Origin of the sequence: Moheibacter stercoris (assembly GCF_040545805.1) — a bacterium.
GTDB classification, from domain to species: Bacteria; Bacteroidota; Bacteroidia; order Flavobacteriales; family Weeksellaceae; genus Moheibacter; species Moheibacter stercoris.
Window position 1 is genome coordinate 1 of record NZ_JBEPMO010000022.1, and the last position, 22936, is coordinate 22936.

Sequence of the window (22936 nt, forward strand, 5' to 3'; positions counted from 1 at the left end):
TAAAAAAAAAACAGTAGCAACTTAATAGCTACTACTGTTTAATTTATGTATTTTTAATCACTGAAAATCTGTATCTATTTTTCAGGACTAGTCATTTCTATTGTTCTTAGTCTTTCATACGTTCCATATAAGAACCATCTTCTGTAGAAATTCTAACGCGATCTCCTTCATTGATAAACAATGGAACACGAATCTCTGCTCCTGTTTCTGTTTTAGCAGGTTTCGTTGCATTTGTAGCGGTATCACCTTTTAAACCTGGCTCGGTATAAACAATTTCCATCACTACATATTGTGGCAATTCTGCTGACAAAGGCACTTCATCTTCTGCACGGAACATGATGGTTACTTCATCTCCAGCTTTCATAAATTCTGAATTTTCAATCATCGCTTTGTCTAAATAAACTTGCGAAAAATCGTCATTGTTCATGAAGTGAAATCCATTGTCATCATCATATAAATATTGGTATTTACGAGTTTCAACTCGAACTTCTTCAATTCTATGTCCTGCAGAAAATGTATTATCTAACACTTTTCCGTTTGATACACTTCTCAATTTTGTACGTACAAACGCAGGACCTTTCCCTGGTTTCACGTGTTGAAATTCGATTATTTTCCATGTATCACCATTCCAATTGATACATAATCCTTTTCTAATATCTGCTGTTGTTGCCATTTAAGGGTAAATCTTATTGTTTTTCAATTAATTTTCTGTTCTTGTACTATAACCCGACATTAATCCACGATCACTTCCTTTGATGAAATTTAAAATGATATCACGTTCAGGTGTGGATTCAAAATCTTGGTCAATTGCTTCAATCGCTTGACTGACATTTTTACTCTTCTGAAACAAAACACGGTAAATGTTTTGGATCTCGGTAATTTTCTCGGTTGTAAAACCTCTTCTTTGTAATCCTGTAGAATTAACTCCTGCATAAGAAGTTGGATTTCTTGCAGCCTTTACAAATGGAGGTATGTCTTTTCTTACGTGAGAACCACCTGCAATAAATGAATGTTCTCCAATTTTTGTAAACTGATGGACAGCACTCATACCACCAACAAATGCATAATCTCCAATTTCAATATGACCTGCAAGTCCAACACCATTGACCAAAATAACATGGTTGCCAATCACACAGTCATGCGCGATATGTGCTGTTGCCATGATCAAACAATTGTCTCCAATTTTGGTATAACCAAGGGCATTTGTTCCTTTGTTTACAGTTACACATTCTCTAATTGTTGTATTATCACCGATAATGGTCAAGGTTTTTTCACCCACATATTTCAAATCTTGTGGTTCTGCCGAAATAACTGTTCCTGGATAAATTTTACAATTTTTACCGATGCGCGCACCGTCCATAATCGTTACGTTTGGCCCGATCCAAGTACCTTCACCAATTTCTACATTATCATAGATTGTTGAGAATGGTTCAATAGTTACATTATCTGCAATTTTTGCATTGGGATGAATAAATGCCAATGGTTGATTCATTGTTTCCAAATTAAATTTTTTCTTTTGTGACCAATGCCATCATCTCTGCTTCCACGGCGATTGAATCATTAACATATCCATACCCCTGCATGTGTACAATTCCTCTTCTAATAGGTTGCAATAAATCAACCTTTAGAATTAAAGTGTCTCCAGGAATAACCTTACGTTTGAATTTTACATTCTCAATTTTCATAAAATAAGTCGAATAATCACGTGGATCATCTAACTCTGCCAATACCAAAATTCCACCTAGCTGAGCCATCGCTTCCACTTGTAAAACTCCTGGCATTACTGGTTCTTGTGGGAAATGTCCAACGAAAAATGGTTCGTTCATTGTCACATTTTTCACTCCTACCAAAGTGGTTTCGGTTTTCTCAATCACCTTATCCAATAATAAAAATGGAGGTCTGTGTGGCAATAATTTCATGATATCATTGATATCATAAATGGGTGGTTTGGACAAATCAAATTCAGGAACATTTTTGCGTTTAGCAATTCCAATTTGTTTGCTTAATTTCTTCGCAAAATTGGTATTGATCTGATGTCCAGGTTTATTTGCGATGATTTTCGCTTTAATTTTGGTTCCAATCAAGGCCAAATCACCTACAACATCCAATAATTTGTGTCTCGCAGCTTCATTTGGATAATGAAGTGTGATATTATCGAGTACACCATTTGGACTAATCGAAACGCTATCCTTGTTAAATGCCTTGGTCAATTTGTTTTTGGTTTCTTCTGTAATTTCTTTGTCAACATAGACAATCGCATTACTTAAATCTCCTCCTTTAATTAAACCTGCATCCAATAAATATTCGATTTCATGCAAAAAGCTAAAAGTTCTTGCATTGGCAATTTCATCTCTAAATTCTGACAAACTTTTGATGGATGCATTTTGTGTTCCCAAAACTTTGGTGCCAAAATCAACCATGGTTGTGATTTGGTATTCATCAGATGGAATTGCAGTAATCTCTGAGCCAGTTTCAGGATCTGTATAGGTTACAATGTCTTTTACAACATAGTACTCACGATCTTCCTCTTGCTCAACTATACCAGCTTTTAGAATTCCTTCCACAAAAAATTTGGAAGAACCATCCAAAATTGGCACTTCCGAATTATCAATTTCAATCAAGACATTATCCAAATCCATCCCCGTTAGAGCTGCCAATAAGTGCTCTGTTGTATGGATTTTAACGCCTTTCTTTTCTATGGTTGTTCCTCGCTCTGTACTTGTCACATAATTGGCATCTGCCTCAATATGTGGATTGCCTTCTAAATCGGTACGGACAAAGACAAACCCAGTATTAACGGCAGCGGGCTTAATCTTCATGTTTACTTCTCGTCCTGTATGAAGCCCAACTCCCTTAAATGTATATTCGCTTGCTAATGTTTTTTGTTTATCAGACATTAATCTTGAATTGTTTGTTGCTTAATTTCTTTTTCTAAATCTTCTAATCGTTTTACGATACTTGGAAAATTGCGGAAATAAACATAGGATTTACGGAAGTCTGAAGCTTCGATCGCAGGTGATCCATAAAACTTCCCATAATCGGGAATATTATTATTGACACCACTTTGTGCTTGAATTTGTACGAAATCACCAATTTTTAGATGACCTACAATTCCAACTTGCCCTCCTATGATACAATTTTTTCCTATTTTGGTAGATCCAGCAACACCGGTTTGGGAAGCTATCACTGTATTTTCTTTAATTTCTACGTTATGAGCAATTTGAATTTGGTTGTCTAATTTCACTCCCGAACGTATAATTGTCGATCCCAATGTTGCACGATCAATCGTACAGGCTGCTCCAATTTCAACATTATCTTCGATGATAACATTTCCAATTTGAGGAACTTTTTCCATTGCACCAGAAGCGGAAGGAGAAAAACCAAATCCATCGGCACCAATAACGGTGTTGGAATGGATAATACAATTTTCTCCTACTTTGGATTCCGAACATAATTGAACGCCAGAATAAATGATGGTTCCATTTCCAACCACAACATTTTCTCCAATGTAAGCGTTGGGATAAATGACAACATTATCTCCAATTACCGCATTTTCAGAAACATAAGTAAAACCACCTACATAAACGTTATTTCCAACTTTCGCAGAATCATGAATAAACGCATTAGGCTCGATTCCTGATTTTTGGTTGCGCATTTGGTTATAATAACCCAATAGTTTGGCGAATGCTTTATAGGCATCCTTCACTACAATTAAAGTTGATTTAACCGGTTTTTCTGGTACAAATTCTTCTCCAACAATGACGATAGATGCATTGGTTTCATATATAAAATTCTCATATTTCAGGTTCGATAAAAATGAAATCGAACCAGCACTACCCTCCTCTATCTTGGACAATGTAGACACTTTTACTTCGGGATTTCCTTCTATCTTACCTTCTAAAATGGAAGCAATTTCTAATGCGGTAAACTCCATAGTATGCAAAAATATAAATTTTGGGTATATCTGAGGGTTGAATTTCTAAATTTTCTTAACATCTAAGTAACATATATGATACTTTTCAATGGGAATTAAAAGATGATGGGACAAAATTTGAAGTGGTGAAGCCGAAATTTCAGTCAAAGACTTGTCTTTACCCAATACTTTGATCGGCGAATAATCCTTATCATAAGGCGTAACCCGAATCGTTGATTGATGCACAAAATAACTAGCATCCTCAATCGTTAACTTCTCTGCAATTTCCTGTTGATAAGCATCTAAAACCTCATTTGCCTCAGGCTGATTGTATATTTTGGAAATAGGCAATTTACGGTTGATAATCATTTTTGATAATGTCGATAAAATAATATCATCATGGTATTGCCATTGCTTCAAAGACGCCCAAATATCACTATCGTCCAAGCGTGTAAATTGTTCCAACTTTTCCTTCATTTCCAAATTCAAATTATTTTGAAGAAAATAACGAAAAGCATCAGTTGCGAATAAATGAATTCCCATTCTACTCAATTCTTTAGCTCTTCGCAAAACTTGAGTCAAAATGACTTCAGCCGTAAAGGAGGATTTATGATTATACACTTGCCAATACATAAACATTCTGGCTGCCAAATATTTCTCAACCGAATAAATCCCTTTGGAATCAATCACCAATTCATCATCACAAACATTCAAGGTTGAAATAATACGATCTGGATTGATATTTCCTTCGACAACACCCGTATAAAAACTATCACGTTTCAGATAATCCAATCGATCCATATCCAATTGACTCGAAACCAATTGGGTTAAAAATTTACGCGGGTATTCGCCTTTGAAAATTTGAATCGCCAAATCCAATTGTCCCTTGAATTCATGATTCAATTCCTCCATGATATGAAGTGAAATTCTCTCATGGACCAAACCTTCCATGATTGTATGTTCCAAGGTATGAGAAAAAGGCCCATGCCCTACATCATGCAAAAGAATTGCACATAAAACACCATTTTTTTCAGCTTCAGAAATTTCAATATTTTTAGCTCGTAAAATATCTACAGCCTTTTCTGTCAAATGCATGGCACCTAGCGCATGATGAAAACGAGAATGTTTCGCTCCCGGATAAACCATTTCGGTTAAACCAGTTTGGCATATTCTTCGCAGACGTTGGAAGTAAGGATGTTGGATAATATCGAAAATTAATTCGTTGGGTATGCTAATAAATCCATGTACTGGATCGTTAAATACCTTGAGTTTGTTTACATACTCCAAATCAAATAATTTTAATCAAATTAGACGACAAATTTAATCAGAAAATCAATTTTATGGCGATAAAAATTTTATGGATCGATGACGAAATAGAGCTACTCAAACCTCATGCAATGTTTTTGGAGAAAAAAGGCTACGAAACGCAGATGATCAACAATGCCACAGATGCCTTAGAAATCATTCCCAATGAAAATTTTTCAGCAGTGCTGATAGATGAAAACATGCCAGGAATGGGAGGCTTGGAAGCCCTTCAGAAAATCAAAGAAATCAAACCTCAACTTCCAATTGTGATGATCACGAAAAATGAAGAAGAGCATATCATGGAAGAAGCCATCGGTTCACATATCGCTGACTACCTCATCAAACCTGTAAATCCCAATCAAATTTTATTGAGTTTGAAAAAGATTTTGGACTCAACCAAAATCATCACAGAGAAAGCAGTAATCAATTATCAAATGGAATTTCGTTCCATTGCGATGGACATGATGAATGCGCGTGATTACGAAGATTGGCGCGATATTTATAAGAAATTGGTCTATTGGGAATTGGAATTGGAAAATATTCAAGACAATGAAATGGCCAAAATTTTGGAAGCGCAAAAGCAAGAAGCCAATGCCGCCTTCTTTAAATTTATTGAACGTAATTACCACGATTGGTTGCATACAGATGACAAACCTGTACTTTCGCATACCGTTTTCAAAGAATTGGCAAAGCCTCATTTGAGCAAAAACTCCAATACTTTGTTGATTATGGTCGATAATTTACGATATGATCAATGGAAAGCAATCGAACCTTTGTTTACGCCACATTTCAATGTGGAAAAAGAACAGATGTATTATAGCATCTTGCCATCTGCTACTCAATATGCACGAAATGCATTTTTCTCTGGATTGCTTCCTTCTCAAATTGAAAAACGTTTCCCAAATGAATGGTTAAATGACAATGATGAAGGAAATAAAAATCAATTTGAAAAAGAATTTTTAGCCGATCAAATGAAACGTTTGGGAATGTCAGATTTATCAACCCAATATTTCAAAATTCTGAATTCTGATTTTGAAAAGAAAGTTTTGGACGATTTCCATCAGTACAAAAACAAAAACCTTACGGTGATTGTCTACAACTTTATAGATATACTTTCTCACGCGAAAACCGATAATCGAATTGTCGGACAAATGATACGCGATGACAAAACCTACCGTTCTACCACCAAAAACTGGTTTGAAAATTCCTATTTATTGCAAATTGTGAAAAAAGCGCAAGAAGAAGGAATGAAAGTCTTATTGACAACCGATCACGGAACAATTTTCGTACGCAAACCATCTCAAGTTGTAGGAGATCGCGAAACAAGTACCAACTTGCGTTACAAGATGGGCCGAAAGTTACAATTTGACGAAGATGATGTATTTGCAATTGAAGATGCGGAAGACTTTTTCTTACCCAAGGTCAATATGACGTCAAAATACATTTTCGCAAAAGAAGATATTTTCTTGGCGTATCCAAAAAACTACAACCACTACGTGAATTATTACAAAGACACCTACCAACATGGCGGAATTTCTATGGAAGAAATGATCATTCCTTTCGTAACTTTGACGCCAAAAGGTTAACATGAAATTTCAAATAGAATCTATTGAGGAATTAACCACTATTGCAAAAGAGTTGATTCCTCAATTTCAACATAAAACCATCTTGTTTGAAGGTGAAATGGGTGCTGGAAAGACGACTTTTATAAAAGTAATAGTTGAAGTAATGGGAACCCAGGATGAAGTTAGTAGTCCAACCTTTTCGATTGTAAATGAATATGAAACTGATTTAGGAAAAGTATTTCATTTTGATCTATACCGAATCAAATCAGAAGAAGAAGCAATGGATTTTGGAATTGAAGAATATTTGTATTCCAATCAGTATTGTTTGATTGAATGGCCGAGCAAAATCGAAAATTTGATTCCGAACGAACATCATACCATCGAAATTATAGCGGAAGAAAATTCCAGAACCATTATTTTTGCGTAATTTTAAAAGATGGAAAACAGCGGAATTTACACACCTTTTTCACGTCATGAACTGATTCCGAAAGAGGAAAGATTGGAAGTGCAACTAAAAGAGGGAAAACTTAGCATTGGAATTCCAAAGGAAACTCATTTGCAAGAAAGAAGACTTTGCCTTTCACCCGATGCGATTCAAGTTTTGGTTGCAAATGGACATGATATTACAGTTGAAACAGGTGCAGGTGAAGGAGCCAATTTTACCGATCAAGAATTTTCTGAGGCCGGAGCTACCATAGCCTATGACACAAATGAAGTTTTTTCCAAACCAATCATATTAAAAGTAAGTCCGCTAAGTTCAGAAGAAATTGAGATGATGAAACCGAATTCCTTTTTGGTTTCTACCGTTCAGCTGAACATGCAAACAAGAAGCTATTTTGAAAAGCTTTCCGCAAAAAAAATTACCGCATTAGGATTTGAATTCATCAAAGATTCACACGGTCATTTACCCGTTGTGAGGTTGTTAAGTGAAATAGCCGGAACCAGTTCTATTTTATTGGCTGGCGAATTGATGACCAACACCAACGCAGGAAATGGAATTTTAATGGGCGGAATTGCGGGTGTTCGACCTGCAGAAATCGTGATTTTGGGTGGAGGAACCGTTGGGGAATATGCTTCAAGAGCCGCTTTGGGATTGGGTGCCAATGTTCGAGTTTTTGACAATTCCTTGAGTCGCTTAAGAAGATTACAAACCGATTTAGGCGTTCGAGTTTCTACGTCCATGCTCGATCCAAAGGAATTAGCCAAAGCCTTGAAACGTTGTGATGTCGCCATCGGCGCTTTACGCGGAGATGCACGTACACCTTGCGTTGTGACAGAAGAAATGGTAGAAAACATGAAACAAGGTTCGGTCATTATTGATTTGAGTATTGACAATGGCGGTTGTTTTGAAACCTCTGAAATCACCACGCATGCCAATCCTATTGTCATCAAACACGGTGTCATCCATTATGGTGTCACCAATATTACATCTCGTGTCGCAAGAACGACAACCAAAGCCTTGAGTAATTTCTTTTTGCCTTATTTATTGATGGTTTCAAAGGAAGGCGGTTTTGAACATGTGATCCAATGCGATCGAGGTTTACGTTCAGGGATTTACTTGTACCATGGACGCATTACCAAGAAAAAAATCAGTGATTGGTTTGACCTTCCTTTCCAAGACATCAATTTATTAATCGTATAATTGCATAAAATTCGCAGAAGTAGAATTAAAATTGAATTAGAATGAATTTTTGGAAACGTTTACGTTTTTACCTGATTGGTGTATCTATTGGAGTAGTATTTGTCTTGTTTTTCTTCGGGCCAAGAGCAGTATCCTGTTCGTATTTCCCGAATTCAAGAGCTTTGGAAGAAGCTAAGATTTATCCGATGTCCTTTTCTGAACAAGCACAAGCTACCATTCAGTCAGAAGGAATCGATAGTATTTTCTTGAAAAATGAATTGTTCAAACGAAGCAAAATCACCAATTTCGGAACCCATGAAGTTCGAGCAACTCCTTGTAGAACCTATCGAGCTCAATATCGACAAGAAAAATCCTATGATTTGGTGTACCAAATGTGTAAAAAGCAAACCATTATAGTAGAATTGACCAAAGTGAATTAGAAATAATTCACTTTTTTTTGTCTATCGGAATTTCAATTGAATTCAACTAATCATTCGACATAAAAAAATTCGTAAGGAAAAAGGAAACTAAAAATAGTATCCAAATCTCCTTACGAATGCATAATTTAAAATAGAGTTTAAGCGAACTTTTGGATTTCCTGACTTAATTTATCTGTAATCTCCGCAATTTCTCCTACTCCATCAATATCTACTAATTTTCCTTGAGCTTTATAGTGTTCCGCTACTTCGTCTGTTTTGGTATAATACTCGACAATTCGCTCACGGATAACTTCTTCATTGGCATCATCTGCTCTACCGCTATCCAAACCTCTACCCAAAAGACGTTGAACCAAAATTTCATCTTCAACTCGCAAAGACAAACAAACCGAAACTTCTTGGTTTAAATCTTCTTTCAAGATTTCGTCTAAAGATTGTGCTTGAGCTGTAGTTCTTGGATAACCATCGAAAATAAAACCAGCATATCCGGTATGTTTTTTTAGTTCTTCACGAAGCATATTGGTGGTTACTTCGTCTGGAACCAAATGACCTTTGTCCATGTAGGATTGAGCCAAAACACCTAATTCTGTTTGATTCTTCAAATTGAAACGAAACATATCGCCAGTAGACAATTGTTTCAAATTGAATTTTTCTTCTAAAAATTTAGCTTGCGTTCCTTTCCCACTGCCCGGAGGGCCAAATAATACAATGTTGATCATTTTTACATTTTAATTTGATAGATATCGGGTAAATTTCTCCCTAATCCGTCGTAATCCAATCCATATCCTACTACAAATTTGTCTGGAATAGTCAATGCGATTAAATCAATATTTAAATCTTTTTTATATGCTTCTGGTTTGTATAAAAGCGTTGCAATTTTGATGCTTTTAGCATTTTTGGTGCTCAAAATTTTGTGCAAAGCTTCCAAGGTATTTCCTGTATCTACAATGTCTTCCAAAATAATAATATGACGATCTGTCAAATCCATTGGAATGTCCATATGCAATTTCACTTCTCCTGTAGAAGAGGTTCCTTCGTAAGAAGCCATTTTCAAAAAGGAAATTTCACATTCGCCAGGATATTGTTTCAAGAAGTCACTCATGAACATCACGACACCATTTAATACGCCGATAAAAACGGGTACGTCATTTTTGTGTTGTTCATAAATTGTGTTCGCCATACGTTTGATGGCATGTTCAATTTCCTCAAAAGTGATATAAGGAATAAATACCTTGTCGTGTATCTTAATTTCGTCCATAAGATTTAATGAAGGGTCAAAATTACATAAATTTTACAAACAAGGCGACCACAAAGACAAATTAATTATCATGTTTTGGAAATACCCTCAAATGGTGATGGGGATATTTTAATTAGATTTATTTTGAATAATCGAATCCTTACAATTATCATAATCTAAGGAGTTTTTAAGTCCTACATTTGATAACAGAAATACCAAAAAGATATGAAAGAGAAATTCTTCCAGTACATTCAAGACCTCCAACGAACCATAACAACTGAACTAGAAAAAGTAGACGGAAAAGCAAAATTCCAGAAAGATGAATGGACCCGTGAAGGCGGCGGTGGCGGCTTGACGATGGTGATTTCAGATGGGAATGTGTTTGAAAAAGGAGGTGTCAACATTTCCAAAGTATATGGCGACCTACCCGAAACAATGCAAAAAGCCTTGAATGTTTCGGCAGGGAAATTTTTTGCTTGCGGATTGAGTATGGTGATTCATCCAAACAGCCCTAAAGTTCCGACAACTCATGCCAATTGGCGTTATTTTGAGATGTATGACGAAGAAGGCAATGTAGTGGACCAATGGTTTGGAGGCGGACAAGACTTGACTCCTTATTATTTAGACGAAGAAGATGCTATTCATTGGCATACAGTATGTAAGCATGTTTGCGATGAACATCATCCAGACTTTTATGCGAAATACAAGAAAGAATGTGATACCTATTTCTGGAATTCACATAGAAATGAAGCAAGAGGTTTAGGCGGGTTGTTTTTCGATTACTTAAAACCAAATGAGGAATTCACACCAGAGAAATGGTATGATTTCGTAACGGCAGTTGGAGATTCTTTCTTGGAAGCTTATGTGCCAATTGTGGAAAAACATAAAAATGAATCCTACACAGAAGACGAACGTTTGTGGCAAGAAATTCGTCGCGGACGTTATGTCGAATTTAATTTGATTCATGATAAAGGAACTTTGTTTGGACTAAAAACCAATGGTCGTATCGAATCAATCTTAATGAGTTTACCCAAACATGTGCAATGGCATTACAACCATCATCCAGAAGAAGGTTCAGAAGAAGCGAAACTTTTAGAAGTTTTGATGAATCCGAGAGAGTGGGTTTGATTTGGATTTTAGCTTTAGGATAGTAGATTTTTGATTTAAGAATTCAGATAAAATAAAAAAGCCTTGAAATAGATTTTCAAGGCTTTTTAATTATAAAAAAACCTTGTCAAGGGTTTGAAACCTTGACAAGGTTGTATATTTCAAGATACTTTATACTAAATACCTACTACCAATTACTTTTAAAGAATCGCTTCTCTTACGCGAACTAATTTGCACAATAAATCTTCTAGCAAATCCAATTGCAACATATTGGCTCCGTCGCTTTTGGCATTGGCTGGATCGGGATGGGTTTCAATGAAAATTCCGTCTGCTCCTACTGCGATTCCTGCTTTGGCGATTGTTTCAATCAATTCTGGTTTTCCTCCAGTTACGCCTGAAGCTTGATTGGGTTGCTGCAAAGAATGGGTAATATCTAAAATCACTGGTGCATAGTTTTGCATCACGGGAATTCCTCTATAATCAACGACCATATCGCCATAACCTAACATGGTTCCGCGTTCGATGATCGCTACGTTTTGGTTGCCTGAATCGGTAACTTTTTCAACAGGGAATTTCATACTTTCTGGCGAAAGGAATTGTCCTTTTTTCAAGGTGACATGTTTTCCCGTTTTGGCTGCTGCCACTACTAAATCAGTTTGACGAACCAAAAATGCTGGAATTTGTAGCACATCTACATATTCAGCTGCCATTTCTGCATGGAAAGATTCGTGGATGTCGGTGGTTGTTGGAACGTCGAACTCCTGCCCTATTTGATGGATGATTTTCAAGGCTTTTTCGTCACCAATACCTGTAAAGGAATCGATACGTGAACGATTGGCTTTTTTGAAAGATCCTTTGAAAATGTAGGGAATGTTCAATTCGTCTGATAATTTGACGATTTTTTCGGCGATTCTACGTGGTGTATCTTCGTTTTCGATGGCGCATGGACCTGCGATTAAGAAGAAGTTCGGAGAATCTTTATGCTTGATTTTATTTAAGTTCTGAATCATAGGGCAAATTTACGAAAAAAGAGGATTGAATAAGTTTTGATTTAAATAAGAGCCTAAAGAATTACCCAAAGTTGCGCAAAGAAATCACAGAGATACGCAGAGGTTTTGGAAATGGAATTCATACGAAACGTTCCTACGGAACGAAATTTCATTTTCTTGTTTATTTTTCTACCGACCAATCGTTCCTATGGAACGTTATTGAAATTCAAATTTTTACCGCAGAGATTCGCAAAGTAATCGCAAAGGTTCGCAGAGGTCTTTCGTTTAGAATGAACTGGAAACTTTTTTTTGGGAGATGTAGTTATAATTTTTTATTAAAGAAAGTTAATTCACCTCAAATTCAACTAAAATAGGTGCTTCAACATATTCATTTGACAGTTTATACTTTAATGTTCCTTCTATACGATTTAAACCTTTTTGGGAGGCTTTAAGGTTGATTATTTTACTAATATCTTCCACTGATTCAAATTTATAAACTTCCCCATCGAGTTTAACTTCAAAAGGTTTGAATGTATTTATAACACTAAATCCAACATTAATAGAAACGTCATCTCCAATATTTATTTTATGGTTATTGACTCTCACATAAGGTTGAACCAAGTTAAATCTATAAAAAGATCCTAATGCTTCATCCATCATTGACTGATACATATAATTTTCAATTTGTAGCAGATACTTATATTGTTGATCTGAGCTGGTTGATTTAGCCAATAAATCAAAATATTGTTTAGGGAAATAAACAGAATTTTGTTCTTCATTAAAAGATTCTCGAAATACTGTTATTTGATCATTAGTTAAAATTTCTTCATTTTTTAATTTATCTTTAAAATCTAGAATTTGATCCAATAATGGTTGTATTTTAATAATCGTTGCTGGAACTTCATCCTTATATTCTTTAAATTTAGCTTTGAAGTTTGTATTAATTCGTTCCAAACCTTCAATTTCCAATCGAAGTTCTGAAAAGTCTAAATTTGTATTTGTTTCAGACGAATTACAACCTAGAAATATCAATAATATAATAACAGAAATAAGTCTCATTTCACTAAAGTATTTTCTCAAAAATACAATAATTTCGCAGCTTCTATGACGGCAGCACAGCAACAGAAAATCGTTTATTTTAATCGGGATGAAATTCAAGGTATTGAAGTTCCCGAACGGTTTACATTTCCTTTTTTTTATAAACCTCATCGGCTAACGAAATTGGCTGCCGCCGATTTACAATCCTATTTGGAAAAGGAGTTTGAAGCGAATCATAATTTTGGTTTGGACGAGAATCAAGAAGGCTTGGTGATTGGGAAAATGTTTGGGGTTTTGGTTGTTGAAGATGCTGAAGGACGTTTGGGGTACCTTTCTGCTTTTTCTGGAAAACTCGCCAATAGCAATGACCACGCTCGTTTTGTGCCGCCTGTTTTTGATATGCTAACGAAAGGTAGTTTTTTCTTGGAAGAGGAAAAGGTGCTGAATGTGATGAACCGTAAGATTGAAGAATTGGAGAACGATTTGGAATTGGCGGAATTGAGGGATTTGTATGCGAACTATTCGGTTGAATCGGAAAACGAAATTTCGGACTTTAAGAATTGGATGAAGACCAATAAAGCGGAAAGAAAACGACTTCGAGAATCAAATGATTCTTCCATTTCTGAAGCAGAATTGGTACGCCAAAGCAATTTGGATCAGTTTAAATTCCGGATGTTGAAGGAGAGTTGGAAACAGGTTTTGGAGGATTTCAATGCTCAAATTTCGGCATTTGAATCAAAAATTGAATGTCTGAAAAAAGAACGTCGTGAGAAGTCTGGGCAATTGCAGAATCAGTTGTTTGAACAATATTCGTTTGTAAATCCAGCTGGGAAATGGAAAAGTTTGGGTGCGATTTTTAGTGAAACGGTTTTTGAGAAACCACCTGCGGGTGCTGGCGAATGTGCGACTCCTAAATTGTTGCAATATGCTTTTTTGCATGATTTGAAACCGATTTGTTTTGGGGAATTTTGGTGGGGCGCTTCACCGAAATCGGAAGTGAGAAAACATGGACATTTTTATCCGGCTTGCAGCGGAAAATGTCGTCCGATATTGAAACATATGCTGGAAGATGTTGAATTGGAAGAAAATCTTTTGTTGAAAAATTTGGCGGAAGACAAACAGATCAAGATTCTTTACGAGGACGATCATTTGTGGGTGGTAAACAAACCTGCGGAATTGTTGTCGGTGCCTGGGATTGAGATTCAGGATTCGGTTTATACACGTTTGCAAGAAATGATGGGTGGAATTGAGCCGTTGATCATCCATCGCTTGGATATGTCCACTTCGGGAATTTTAATCGTTGCCAAAACGAAACAAGCACATCAATTCATACAACAACAATTCATCAAAAAGACGATTCAAAAATGCTACACAGCTTTGTTGAATGGTGTTTTGAAAAATAAAGAAGGTGAAATTAATTTACCTCTTCGCGGAAATGTTGTCGATAGACCACGCCAAATGGTGGATTTTGAAAACGGTAAAAAAGCCATCACGAAATACAAAGTCATCGAACGAAAAGACGGAAAAACGATGGTTCACTTTTGGCCTGTGACGGGAAGAACGCATCAGTTAAGGGTTCATTCGGCGCATGAATTGGGATTGAATGCTCCAATTGTTGGTGATGATTTGTATGGAACAGCTGCTGATCGATTACATCTGCATGCGGCTTGGATTCAGTTTAGGCATCCGGTGACAAGAGAGGTTATGGAGTTTGAGGAGAAAGCTGAATTTTGAGATTTCAAGTTGGAAGTTGGAGGCAGGAAGTTGGGAGTTTACTGCACTTAAACAAACAAATTCCGTACTTTTGGCAAACAAAATTTACTCATGGACGCTAGTATTTACGAATGGATCGGGTATGCCGCATCGGTTTTTATTGTCTTATCTTTTGCTGTCAATAATTTAAAATCGGTTCGAATCATCAATGCAATTGGTTGTTTATGCTTTGTTGTCTATGGTATTTATTTTGATATATGGCCGGTTGTGATTCCAAACGCGATATTAATATTCATTCAGTTGTACTATTTATTGTTCAAAGACAAGAAAAAACAAGATGCCTAAACCTAAAATCATCACTTCTGTTATCAATAATTACGAAGGCGATCAACGTGTTCAAAAGGTTTGTGGGTCCTTGCAAAAATTTGGATTTGACCTAGAAGTGGTCGCTACGACGGTTCGCGGAAATCCGAAACATTCTTTCTCCTACCCTGTCCATGTTTTAAACATCAAACGACAAGCAGGAATGGGTTTGTATGCCGAATTCAATTGGAAATTATTTTGGAAACTACTGAAAATCACTTCCAAAAAAGATATTTTATTAGCCAATGATGTGGATGCTTTGCTGCCGAATTATTTGGTGAGTAAAATCAAAGGAGTTCCTCTTGTTTTTGACAGTCATGAAATCTTCTCAGAAGCACCGACTTTGCACAACCGTCCGTTTCGAAAAAAGGTTTGGAAATCCATTGAAAGTTTCATTTTACCCAAAGTGAAATATTTCTACACGGTCAGCAATGGCTATGCAAATTGGTTTGAAAAAGAATACGGAAAAAAAGCAGTGATCATACGAAATGTCCCTACTATTTCACCGAATTTGGATTCTGAAATAAAGGTTCAATTGCCCGAAATCAAACCAGGAGAAAAGGTTTTGATTTACCAAGGTGTGATCAACTTTAGTCGTGGAATTGATAAGATGATCGAAGCCATGCAATTTGTCGAAAATGCCCAATTGTGGATCATAGGAAATGGTCCTAAAAAAGCCGAATTTGAATCCTTAAGTGAGAAATTGCAAGTGAATCATAAAGTGAAATTTCTGGGTAGCGTCCCTCCTAGTCAATTAAAATTGATTACACCCAAAGCCGATTTGGGTTTGAGTTTGGAAGAAGATTATGGGATCAGTTATCGCTATGCTTTACCCAACAAAATCTTTGATTACACACATGCGGGAATTCCAATTTTGGGAACCTATTTACCTGAAATTAAGGAAACAATTGAGGAATTTGGTATCGGGAAAACGATTTCAAAACATGATCCAAAGGAAATTTCGGAACTAATTCACATCATGCTTGCCGAAGGAAAAGAACCTTACCAAGAAAATCTAACTAAGGCTGCGAATGAGTTTAATTGGGAAAATGAAGAAGATAAACTTCGTGGGATTTATTCGGATTTCAAGGTTGAGATATAACCCAACTTGTACAATTGAAACACAAACAAAGAAGGATTTTTGGAATGCAAATTCTTCAACATTAAATTTTCAGTGAACGAAAAAATGAATCCAATGGGTTTGACCAATCCCAAACTTTTGATTTTCTTATAGGTTTGAATCAGGCGTAAATTATCGGCCATTTCAGGATGATGATGATGCAACCAAAAGGCATTTCGAACGGAAAATCGATATTTTTTCACAAATTGTTCATTGGTTTCCAATCCTAAATGAATGCAAGGATTTTGGATGATTTTCACTCTTGCTTTGGACATTTTTAATTTCAATCCGAAATGAGTATCGACATATCCATAAGATTCAGGCAATCCACCAAAAGGATTTTGAAGGAAAATTTCTTTTCGAACCAAGAAGTTATTTCCTCTGATTTCTAAGTAGGGATCCTTGTTTTCAATTTGTTCTTCGGTTTTTTTGCCATGAATCCATTTTAGTTTGTATTCGTTGGCAACATTTTCCTCGTAGACAATTCCACCACTCATGATATCGAAATCATCGGCTTGAATTTCCTTTAAATACAAGTCGATGAAATTATCATGCGCAGGCATCATATCAGAATCCAAAAACAACAACCAATTGTTTTGAGCAGATCGCGCTAAAATGTTTCTTGCTTCAGCGTTTCCGACATTTTGACCCAATCCTATGAATCGGTAATTTTCCAATGGAATGGATTCATTCAAATCCCTGATTTCTGTTTTGGTAGAGCAATCGTCCACAACCAAGATCTCAAAAGGAATCTCAGCTTTGGTGCATTGTTGATGCACAGAATGAACCAATTCTCTTACATCCCAATTGAAAACGGGTATACAGATTGATAGCATTTTCGCCTAAAATAAAGATTCGGAAGTTTGTAAAACACTGACTTTTCCGTCTTCGCATTTAAAGGTTTTTGCTGGAAATTTTTGGATAATATTGTAATCATGCGTTGCCATCAAAACGGCAACATTTCTTTCTTTTGACAAATTCAAAATCAAGTTCATAATTTCAATAGAAGTTTCTGGATCAAGGTTTCCAGTTGGCTCATCGGCCAGAATCAATTCAGGATGATTCAATAAGGCACGCGCAATGGAAATCCTTTGTTGCTCACCTCCTGACAAACGAAATGGCATCATTTTCTTTTTGGAAATCATCCCTACACTTTCCAAAACCTCGTCGATTCTGTCGTTGATTAGATTTTTATCTTTCCAGCCTGTTGCTTTCAAAACGAATGAAAGATTTTTCTCGACGTTGCGGTCCAATAACAATTGGAAATCTTGGAAAACAATTCCTAAATGACGACGTAAAGTTGGGATTTTGGACGTTTTCATTCCATTCAATTCATTTCCTACGACTTGACCATATCCTTCAGTCAAAGGAAGATCGCCATACAAAACTTTCAACAAACTGGACTTTCCACTACCCGTTTTTCCAATTAAATAAGCAAACTCACCTACGTTCAAATCAAAATCTACATGATTCAAAACCAAATAGTTTCGTTGATAAATAAAGGCTTTTTCTAATTGGATTACTTTATCTGACTTCATTTCGTTTCTTTATAGTTGGAACAAATATAAAAAAAAGCCCGGAAGTAAATCCCGGACTTTGGTCTTTTTATATAATATTTAGCTATTAACGTTTCGCTCTGATTTCGCTAACGGTCAATGCTTTTCTGCCTCTTTTTCTTCTAGCTGCTAAGACTTTACGTCCGTTTTTTGTAGCCATTCTCTCACGGAAACCGTGTTTGTTTCTTTTTCTTCTATTGCTTGGTTGAAATGTTCTTTTCATTGCTTCTTTCTTTAGTGCATTTTCTCAAATGGGAGTGCAAATATAACTCTATTTTTCTAATACAAAAATCATTTTAAAAAATTTTATGGAGAAATTCATTTTTTCTACCTTTGAAACTCATCAAATGATCATGATCAATAGAAAAGAACTCGCTCAACAAATTTTTGCAAAATTAAACAATCATAAGCAAGAATTGATACAACAATATCAAAAAGATGTTTTGATCCCTTCTTTTTACATTGATGATTTGTTGGACGAATCTATTGTTATGGAAATTTACAAAGCTTTTCCAGACAGCAAAGAAATGATGCCAAAACGCTCTATGAGAGAAAATAAATTGGTATCGGCACAGATGAACAATCACCATCCTATTTTGGAAGAAATCATTTTCGCGTTCCAAGAACCAGAAGTCGTGAAAATTATTGAAGAAATTACTGGATTTGACGAACTCGTACCCGATTCAAATTTATATGCTGGAGGAATTAGCATGATGGAAAAAGGAAATTTCCTCAAACCTCATTTGGATAATTCGCACGATATGGAACGCAATAATTATCGAGTGATGAATCTCCTGTATTATGTTTCGCCCGATTGGAAGTTGGAAAATGGTGGAAATTTGGAATTATGGCACAATGGAATTGATTCTCCACAAGAAACGATTATGAGTAAATTCAATCGATTGGTCGTAATGATCACTCATGACAAATCCTTGCATTCCGTTAGCGAAGTCAAAGTGGATCAAAATAGATGTTGTGTTTCCAATTATTATTTCCGTGAAAATCCGGTGACCAACCACCCCTACTTTCACGTGACTTCATTCTATGACACCAAAGAACATATGGTCAATCGAACCGTATTGAGTTTTGATCGAAAATTGAGAAATTTCATTCGAAAATTATTTCCAAAAGGAGTCGTAAAAAATCCACACTACTACAAAAAAGAAAGAGATTGATGGCTATAAGCAAAATGGAAAGTTTCAAGCTACCTATCTCCTAGTATTGGCTTAGTTATTTCGGCAAAAAATCCGAAAAAGGAAGAATTTTTTAATTGATTAAATGTAAATAAATCAACACTATACTCAATTATATACTTAATATTAAGTATATTTTTTTCTATATTTGTTAAATTAGGTCACACATCTTCTACTACAAACAAATATAAAGCATGGAAAAGATCAAAAAACTCGTGGAAATATGGAAAGAAATTCCAAAAGTTGAATCTTCCTTAACTAATTTTGATCATCAAGAGAAAATCAAGAAATACATCGATATCTTTCATATTGGCGAATATTTCTATCTAATTTTCAACACCAATTCTGCCAAAGCGGAATTCGTCAGTGACGACATCCAACAGGTTTTGGAAATTCAACCGTCCGAATTCAATTTAGAGTTTTTCTTTGAAAACATGCATCCCGAAGATTTTGAGTATTACCAACATTATGAAAAAAGCGCGGTTGATTTTTTCTCCAAATTACCTGCTGAATCTTTTTTCAATTACAAGTTCTCTTATGACTTCCGAATCAAAACCGGATCGGGTATAATAAAACGAATTTTACAACAGGTGATTCCCATTTATTACTTCCCAGAAGGTGGCGCAAGAACACTTGGAATCTTTACCGATATTACTCATTTGGGTATTACTGGTATTCCTAAATTATCGTTTATAGGGATGAACGGAGCTCCCTCTTATTTCAATTACCATCTTTCGACAGACTTTCGCAGAGTCGACCGTATTTTCACTAAAAGAGAGACAGAAATTTTGGATCAAGTCATCAAAGGAAAGAAGAGCGAACAAATTGCTAAGGATCTTAACTTAAGCGTATTTACTGTTCAAACGCATCGCAAAAATATTCTTCGAAAATCGGGTTGCGAAAACTTAAACGAACTTATTTCAACTAGTATTCGGGAAGGTTGGGTTTAAAACGCTTAGTTTTCCACAAAATAACCCAATAATGTTGAAAAGTCATACTTCTTTATGGGGTTTAAACAGCTTAAATTTCGTATTTTAGCACGTTAAAATTTTTCGCTTTAAGAATGAAGAAATCAAGCTTAAATCGAAATGATAAAAGTTAAATCAAATCTTTAGATTACATGAATAATGATGGTGAAAAGTTAATCCCGATCAACATCGAGGATGAAATGAAGTCGGCCTATATTGATTATTCCATGTCGGTTATCGTTTCCCGTGCATTACCAGATGTACGAGATGGAATGAAACCCGTACACAGACGTGTATTGTTTGGAATGTATGAATTGGGCGTTATGTCAAACCGTGCATATAAGAAATCTGCCCGTATCGTTGGGGAGGTTTTGGGGAAATATCACCCGCATGGTGACTCTTCAGTTTATGATACTATGGTGCGTATGGCTCAGCCATGGTCACTTCGTTATATGATGGTTGATGGTCAAGGTAACTACGGTTCTGTAGACGGTGACCCTCCTGCAGCTATGCGTTATACCGAAGCACGTCTTCAAAAAATATCAGAAGAAATGCTTTCGGATATTGACAAAGAAACGGTTGATTTTCAATTGAACTTTGACGATACTTTGCAAGAACCTAAAGTTTTACCAACCCGAATTCCTAACCTTTTGGTCAATGGAGCGGCTGGTATTGCAGTAGGTATGGCGACCAATATGGCTCCTCATAATTTGTCTGAAGTTTTAGATGGAACCATTGCTTATATCGACAACAACGAAATTTCCATAGACGAATTAATCACTCACGTTAAGGCTCCAGATTTCCCAACCGGTGGAACAATCTACGGATATAGCGGTGTACGTGAAGCTTTTGAAACAGGGCGTGGTAGAATTGTCATCCGTGCGAAATCAAATTTTGAAGTTGTAAACGGTCGTGATTGCATCATCGTTACAGAAATTCCTTATCAGGTTAACAAAGCCGACATGATCATGAAAACGGCAGATTTGATCAAGGAAGGAAAACTAGATGGTATTTCAGAAATCCGTGACGAGTCTGACCGTAAAGGGATGCGCATCGTTTACGTATTGAAAATGGATGCGGTTCCAAACATTGTTTTGAACTTATTGTACAAACATACTGCACTTCAATCTTCTTTCAGCGTCAACAACATTGCATTGGTCAATGGACGTCCAGAACAATTGAATTTAAAAGATCTTATCAAACATTTCGTAGATCATAGACATGATGTAGTTACACGTCGTACAATTTATGAATTGCGAAAAGCTGAGGAACGTGCTCACATCTTGGAAGGTTACATGAAAGTAATCGGAACCCAAGATGATTTGGATAGAGCGATTAAAATCATTCGTGAAAGTGCTACTCCAGACGATGCTCGTGTTGGGTTGATGGAAGCATTTGATTTGTCAGAAATTCAAGCTCGTGCAATCTTAGAATTACGTTTGAGAACCTTAACGGGTCTTGAAATCGATAAGATTCGCGCAGAATACGAAGAATTGATGAAAACCATCGACTACTTAAAACAAGTATTGGAAAGCGTAGAATTACGTATGGAAATCATCAAAACCGAATTGCTTGAAATCAAAGAAAAATACGGAGACGAAAGACGTTCAGCTATCGACTACGCAGGTGGTGACATGAACATCGAAGATTTGATTCCAGATGAAGAAATGGTTTTAACGATTTCTCATATGGGTTACATCAAACGTACCTCCCTTTCTGAATATAGAAAACAATCAAGAGGTGGCGTTGGAAATCGTGGTGCAACAACAAGAGATGAAGATTTCTTGGAATACATGTTCATCGCAACCAACCACCAATATATGTTGTTCTTTACCGAAAAAGGAAAATGTTTCTGGATGCGTGTATTTGAAATTCCAGAAGGATCGAAAACATCAAAAGGTAGAGCCATCCAAAACTTGATCAACATTGAACCAGACGATAAAGTTCGTGCCTACATCATGACACATAACTTGATGGATGAAGAATACATCAACAATAATTTTGTCGTGATGGTGACCAAGAAAGGAATTGTGAAAAAGACTTCGTTGGAAGCTTATTCTCGTCCACGTGTCAATGGAATCAACGCCATTACTGTTCGTGAAGGTGACCAATTATTGGAAGCGAAATTGACCAATGGACAAAGTGAAATCATGATTGCTTCTTTAAGTGGTAAAGCAATTCGTTTTGAAGACGAAAAAGTTCGTCCGATGGGTAGAACCGCATCTGGTGTTCGTGGAATTAATTTAGGTTCAGAAGACAACGAAGTAATCGGTATGATTGTCATCACAGACAAAGAAAACGAAACCGTTTTAGTTGTTTCTGAAAAAGGATACGGGAAACGTACTTCCATTGAAGATTACCGCATCACCAACCGTGGTGGAAAAGGAGTTACAACCTTGAACATCACCGAAAAAACAGGTCGATTAATTGCGATACAATCCGTTACAGATGATGATGATTTGATGATCATCAACAAATCGGGTGTAACGATTCGTACAGGTGTAAAAGAAATGCGTGTAATGGGTCGTGCTACGCAAGGAGTTCGATTGATCAATTTGAAAAAGAATGATGAAATTGCGGCAGTTGCAAAAGTAGCCATGGAAGAAGAGGAAGAAGGTGAAAATCTAACAGAAGAAGGTTTAGACACTGTTAACGAAAACCTAAATCCACAAGATTCAGATTCCAATTCAATAGAAAATAGTAATTTAGATACAGATTCCGAAGAATCAAACGATTCCGAAGAATAAATTACCTAAGTAAAATGGACTATTTAAGACAATTGAATAGTCCATTTTACCCATAATTCAACCT

At 36.1% G+C, this 22936-nt stretch carries 23 protein-coding genes; 11 read left to right on the forward strand and 12 right to left on the reverse strand.

What is annotated here, in order from left to right:
* Positions 1 to 106: 106 nt before the first annotated feature.
* Genes efp through ABID46_RS12240 form a run of 5 tightly spaced genes read right to left on the reverse strand, consistent with a single transcriptional unit; the run spans position 107 to position 5200 of the window.
* Positions 107 to 673: an elongation factor P gene (gene efp, locus ABID46_RS12220; RefSeq protein WP_354510511.1), complete on the reverse strand. Its 567-nt coding sequence runs from the start codon at positions 671 to 673 to the stop codon at positions 107 to 109.
* 27 nt (positions 674 to 700) lie between these two features.
* A complete protein-coding gene (gene lpxA / locus ABID46_RS12225) occupies positions 701 to 1492 on the reverse strand; it encodes an acyl-ACP--UDP-N-acetylglucosamine O-acyltransferase (protein ID WP_354510513.1) in 792 nt (263 codons plus the stop codon).
* A 10-nt stretch (positions 1493 to 1502) separates the two neighbouring features.
* Entirely contained in the window at positions 1503 to 2897 is a 1395-nt protein-coding gene (locus ABID46_RS12230; RefSeq protein WP_354510515.1) for a bifunctional UDP-3-O-[3-hydroxymyristoyl] N-acetylglucosamine deacetylase/3-hydroxyacyl-ACP dehydratase, read from the reverse strand.
* Positions 2897 to 3934, reverse strand: a complete 1038-nt coding sequence (lpxD, locus tag ABID46_RS12235; protein ID WP_354510517.1) for a UDP-3-O-(3-hydroxymyristoyl)glucosamine N-acyltransferase — start codon at positions 3932 to 3934, stop codon at positions 2897 to 2899. Before lpxD ends, ABID46_RS12230 begins: the two co-directional genes overlap by 1 nt.
* A 45-nt stretch (positions 3935 to 3979) precedes the next feature.
* Positions 3980 to 5200, reverse strand: a complete 1221-nt coding sequence (locus tag ABID46_RS12240; RefSeq protein ID WP_354510519.1) for an HD domain-containing protein — start codon at positions 5198 to 5200, stop codon at positions 3980 to 3982.
* A 53-nt stretch (positions 5201 to 5253) separates the two neighbouring features.
* Between ABID46_RS12240 and porX the strand changes: the two genes are divergently transcribed.
* The 4 genes from porX to ABID46_RS12260 are packed head-to-tail and all read left to right on the forward strand — an operon-like array spanning position 5254 to position 8844.
* Positions 5254 to 6804 (forward strand): T9SS response regulator signal transducer PorX, encoded by a 1551-nt coding sequence (porX, locus tag ABID46_RS12245; protein WP_354510521.1) that lies wholly within the window; start codon positions 5254 to 5256, stop codon positions 6802 to 6804.
* 1 nt (position 6805) lies between these two features.
* Entirely contained in the window at positions 6806 to 7210 is a 405-nt protein-coding gene (tsaE, locus tag ABID46_RS12250; RefSeq protein WP_354510523.1) for a tRNA (adenosine(37)-N6)-threonylcarbamoyltransferase complex ATPase subunit type 1 TsaE, read from the forward strand.
* Positions 7211 to 7219: 9 nt separating this feature from the next.
* Positions 7220 to 8425, forward strand: a complete 1206-nt coding sequence (locus tag ABID46_RS12255; protein WP_354510525.1) for an alanine dehydrogenase — start codon at positions 7220 to 7222, stop codon at positions 8423 to 8425.
* A 41-nt stretch (positions 8426 to 8466) separates the two neighbouring features.
* Entirely contained in the window at positions 8467 to 8844 is a 378-nt protein-coding gene (locus ABID46_RS12260; protein WP_354510527.1) for a hypothetical protein, read from the forward strand.
* Between the two features lie 137 nt (positions 8845 to 8981).
* On the opposite strand, the gene ABID46_RS12265 is transcribed toward ABID46_RS12260, so the two are convergent.
* Together ABID46_RS12265 and hpt are read right to left on the reverse strand one after the other, a co-directional pair.
* Positions 8982 to 9560: an adenylate kinase gene (locus ABID46_RS12265; protein ID WP_354510529.1), complete on the reverse strand. Its 579-nt coding sequence runs from the start codon at positions 9558 to 9560 to the stop codon at positions 8982 to 8984.
* Between the two features lie 2 nt (positions 9561 to 9562).
* On the reverse strand, positions 9563 to 10099 hold the full coding sequence (gene hpt, locus ABID46_RS12270; RefSeq protein ID WP_354510531.1) for a hypoxanthine phosphoribosyltransferase: 537 nt from the start codon (positions 10097 to 10099) through the stop codon (positions 9563 to 9565).
* Between the two features lie 204 nt (positions 10100 to 10303).
* Between hpt and hemF the strand changes: the two genes are divergently transcribed.
* Positions 10304 to 11206: an oxygen-dependent coproporphyrinogen oxidase gene (hemF, locus tag ABID46_RS12275; RefSeq protein WP_354510533.1), complete on the forward strand. Its 903-nt coding sequence runs from the start codon at positions 10304 to 10306 to the stop codon at positions 11204 to 11206.
* 179 nt (positions 11207 to 11385) lie between these two features.
* On the opposite strand, the gene kdsA is transcribed toward hemF, so the two are convergent.
* Together kdsA and ABID46_RS12285 are read right to left on the reverse strand one after the other, a co-directional pair.
* Positions 11386 to 12195, reverse strand: a complete 810-nt coding sequence (kdsA, locus tag ABID46_RS12280) for a 3-deoxy-8-phosphooctulonate synthase (RefSeq protein ID WP_354510535.1) — start codon at positions 12193 to 12195, stop codon at positions 11386 to 11388.
* A 324-nt stretch (positions 12196 to 12519) separates the two neighbouring features.
* Positions 12520 to 13254, reverse strand: coding sequence for a hypothetical protein (locus tag ABID46_RS12285; RefSeq protein WP_354510537.1), 735 nt, complete (start codon positions 13252 to 13254; stop codon positions 12520 to 12522).
* Between the two features lie 24 nt (positions 13255 to 13278).
* Between ABID46_RS12285 and ABID46_RS12290 the strand changes: the two genes are divergently transcribed.
* The 3 genes from ABID46_RS12290 (at position 13279) to ABID46_RS12300 (ending at position 16390) form a co-directional block, all read left to right on the forward strand.
* Positions 13279 to 14946 carry an RluA family pseudouridine synthase gene (locus tag ABID46_RS12290; RefSeq protein WP_354510539.1) on the forward strand — a complete coding sequence of 556 codons (1668 nt, stop codon included), beginning with the start codon at positions 13279 to 13281 and terminating at the stop codon, positions 14944 to 14946.
* 90 nt (positions 14947 to 15036) lie between these two features.
* Entirely contained in the window at positions 15037 to 15270 is a 234-nt protein-coding gene (locus tag ABID46_RS12295; protein ID WP_354510541.1) for a uroporphyrinogen decarboxylase, read from the forward strand.
* Positions 15263 to 16390 carry a glycosyltransferase gene (locus ABID46_RS12300; RefSeq protein ID WP_354510543.1) on the forward strand — a complete coding sequence of 376 codons (1128 nt, stop codon included), beginning with the start codon at positions 15263 to 15265 and terminating at the stop codon, positions 16388 to 16390. Before ABID46_RS12295 ends, ABID46_RS12300 begins: the two co-directional genes overlap by 8 nt.
* On the opposite strand, the gene ABID46_RS12305 is transcribed toward ABID46_RS12300, so the two are convergent.
* From ABID46_RS12305 to rpmH, 3 genes are all read right to left on the reverse strand, one after another.
* On the reverse strand, positions 16363 to 17244 hold the full coding sequence (locus ABID46_RS12305) for a glycosyltransferase family 2 protein (protein ID WP_354510545.1): 882 nt from the start codon (positions 17242 to 17244) through the stop codon (positions 16363 to 16365). The two genes, ABID46_RS12300 and ABID46_RS12305, sit on opposite strands and share 28 nt — an antisense overlap.
* Before the next feature lie 6 nt (positions 17245 to 17250).
* Entirely contained in the window at positions 17251 to 17946 is a 696-nt protein-coding gene (locus ABID46_RS12310; protein ID WP_354510547.1) for a cell division ATP-binding protein FtsE, read from the reverse strand.
* An 85-nt stretch (positions 17947 to 18031) separates the two neighbouring features.
* Entirely contained in the window at positions 18032 to 18187 is a 156-nt protein-coding gene (gene rpmH, locus ABID46_RS12315) for a 50S ribosomal protein L34 (protein ID WP_354510549.1), read from the reverse strand.
* Between the two features lie 85 nt (positions 18188 to 18272).
* On the opposite strand from rpmH, the gene ABID46_RS12320 reads away from it, so the two are divergent.
* The 3 genes from ABID46_RS12320 to gyrA all read left to right on the forward strand — a co-directional run bounded on the left by ABID46_RS12320 (position 18273) and on the right by gyrA (position 22872).
* Complete coding sequence (locus ABID46_RS12320; RefSeq protein WP_354510551.1) at positions 18273 to 19139, forward strand: 2OG-Fe(II) oxygenase; 867 nt, start codon at positions 18273 to 18275, stop codon at positions 19137 to 19139.
* A 212-nt stretch (positions 19140 to 19351) separates the two neighbouring features.
* Positions 19352 to 20107, forward strand: a complete 756-nt coding sequence (locus tag ABID46_RS12325; RefSeq protein WP_354510553.1) for a response regulator transcription factor — start codon at positions 19352 to 19354, stop codon at positions 20105 to 20107.
* Positions 20108 to 20277: 170 nt separating this feature from the next.
* Positions 20278 to 22872 carry a DNA gyrase subunit A gene (gyrA, locus tag ABID46_RS12330; protein WP_354510555.1) on the forward strand — a complete coding sequence of 865 codons (2595 nt, stop codon included), beginning with the start codon at positions 20278 to 20280 and terminating at the stop codon, positions 22870 to 22872.
* The last annotated feature ends 64 nt before the right edge of the window (positions 22873 to 22936 follow it).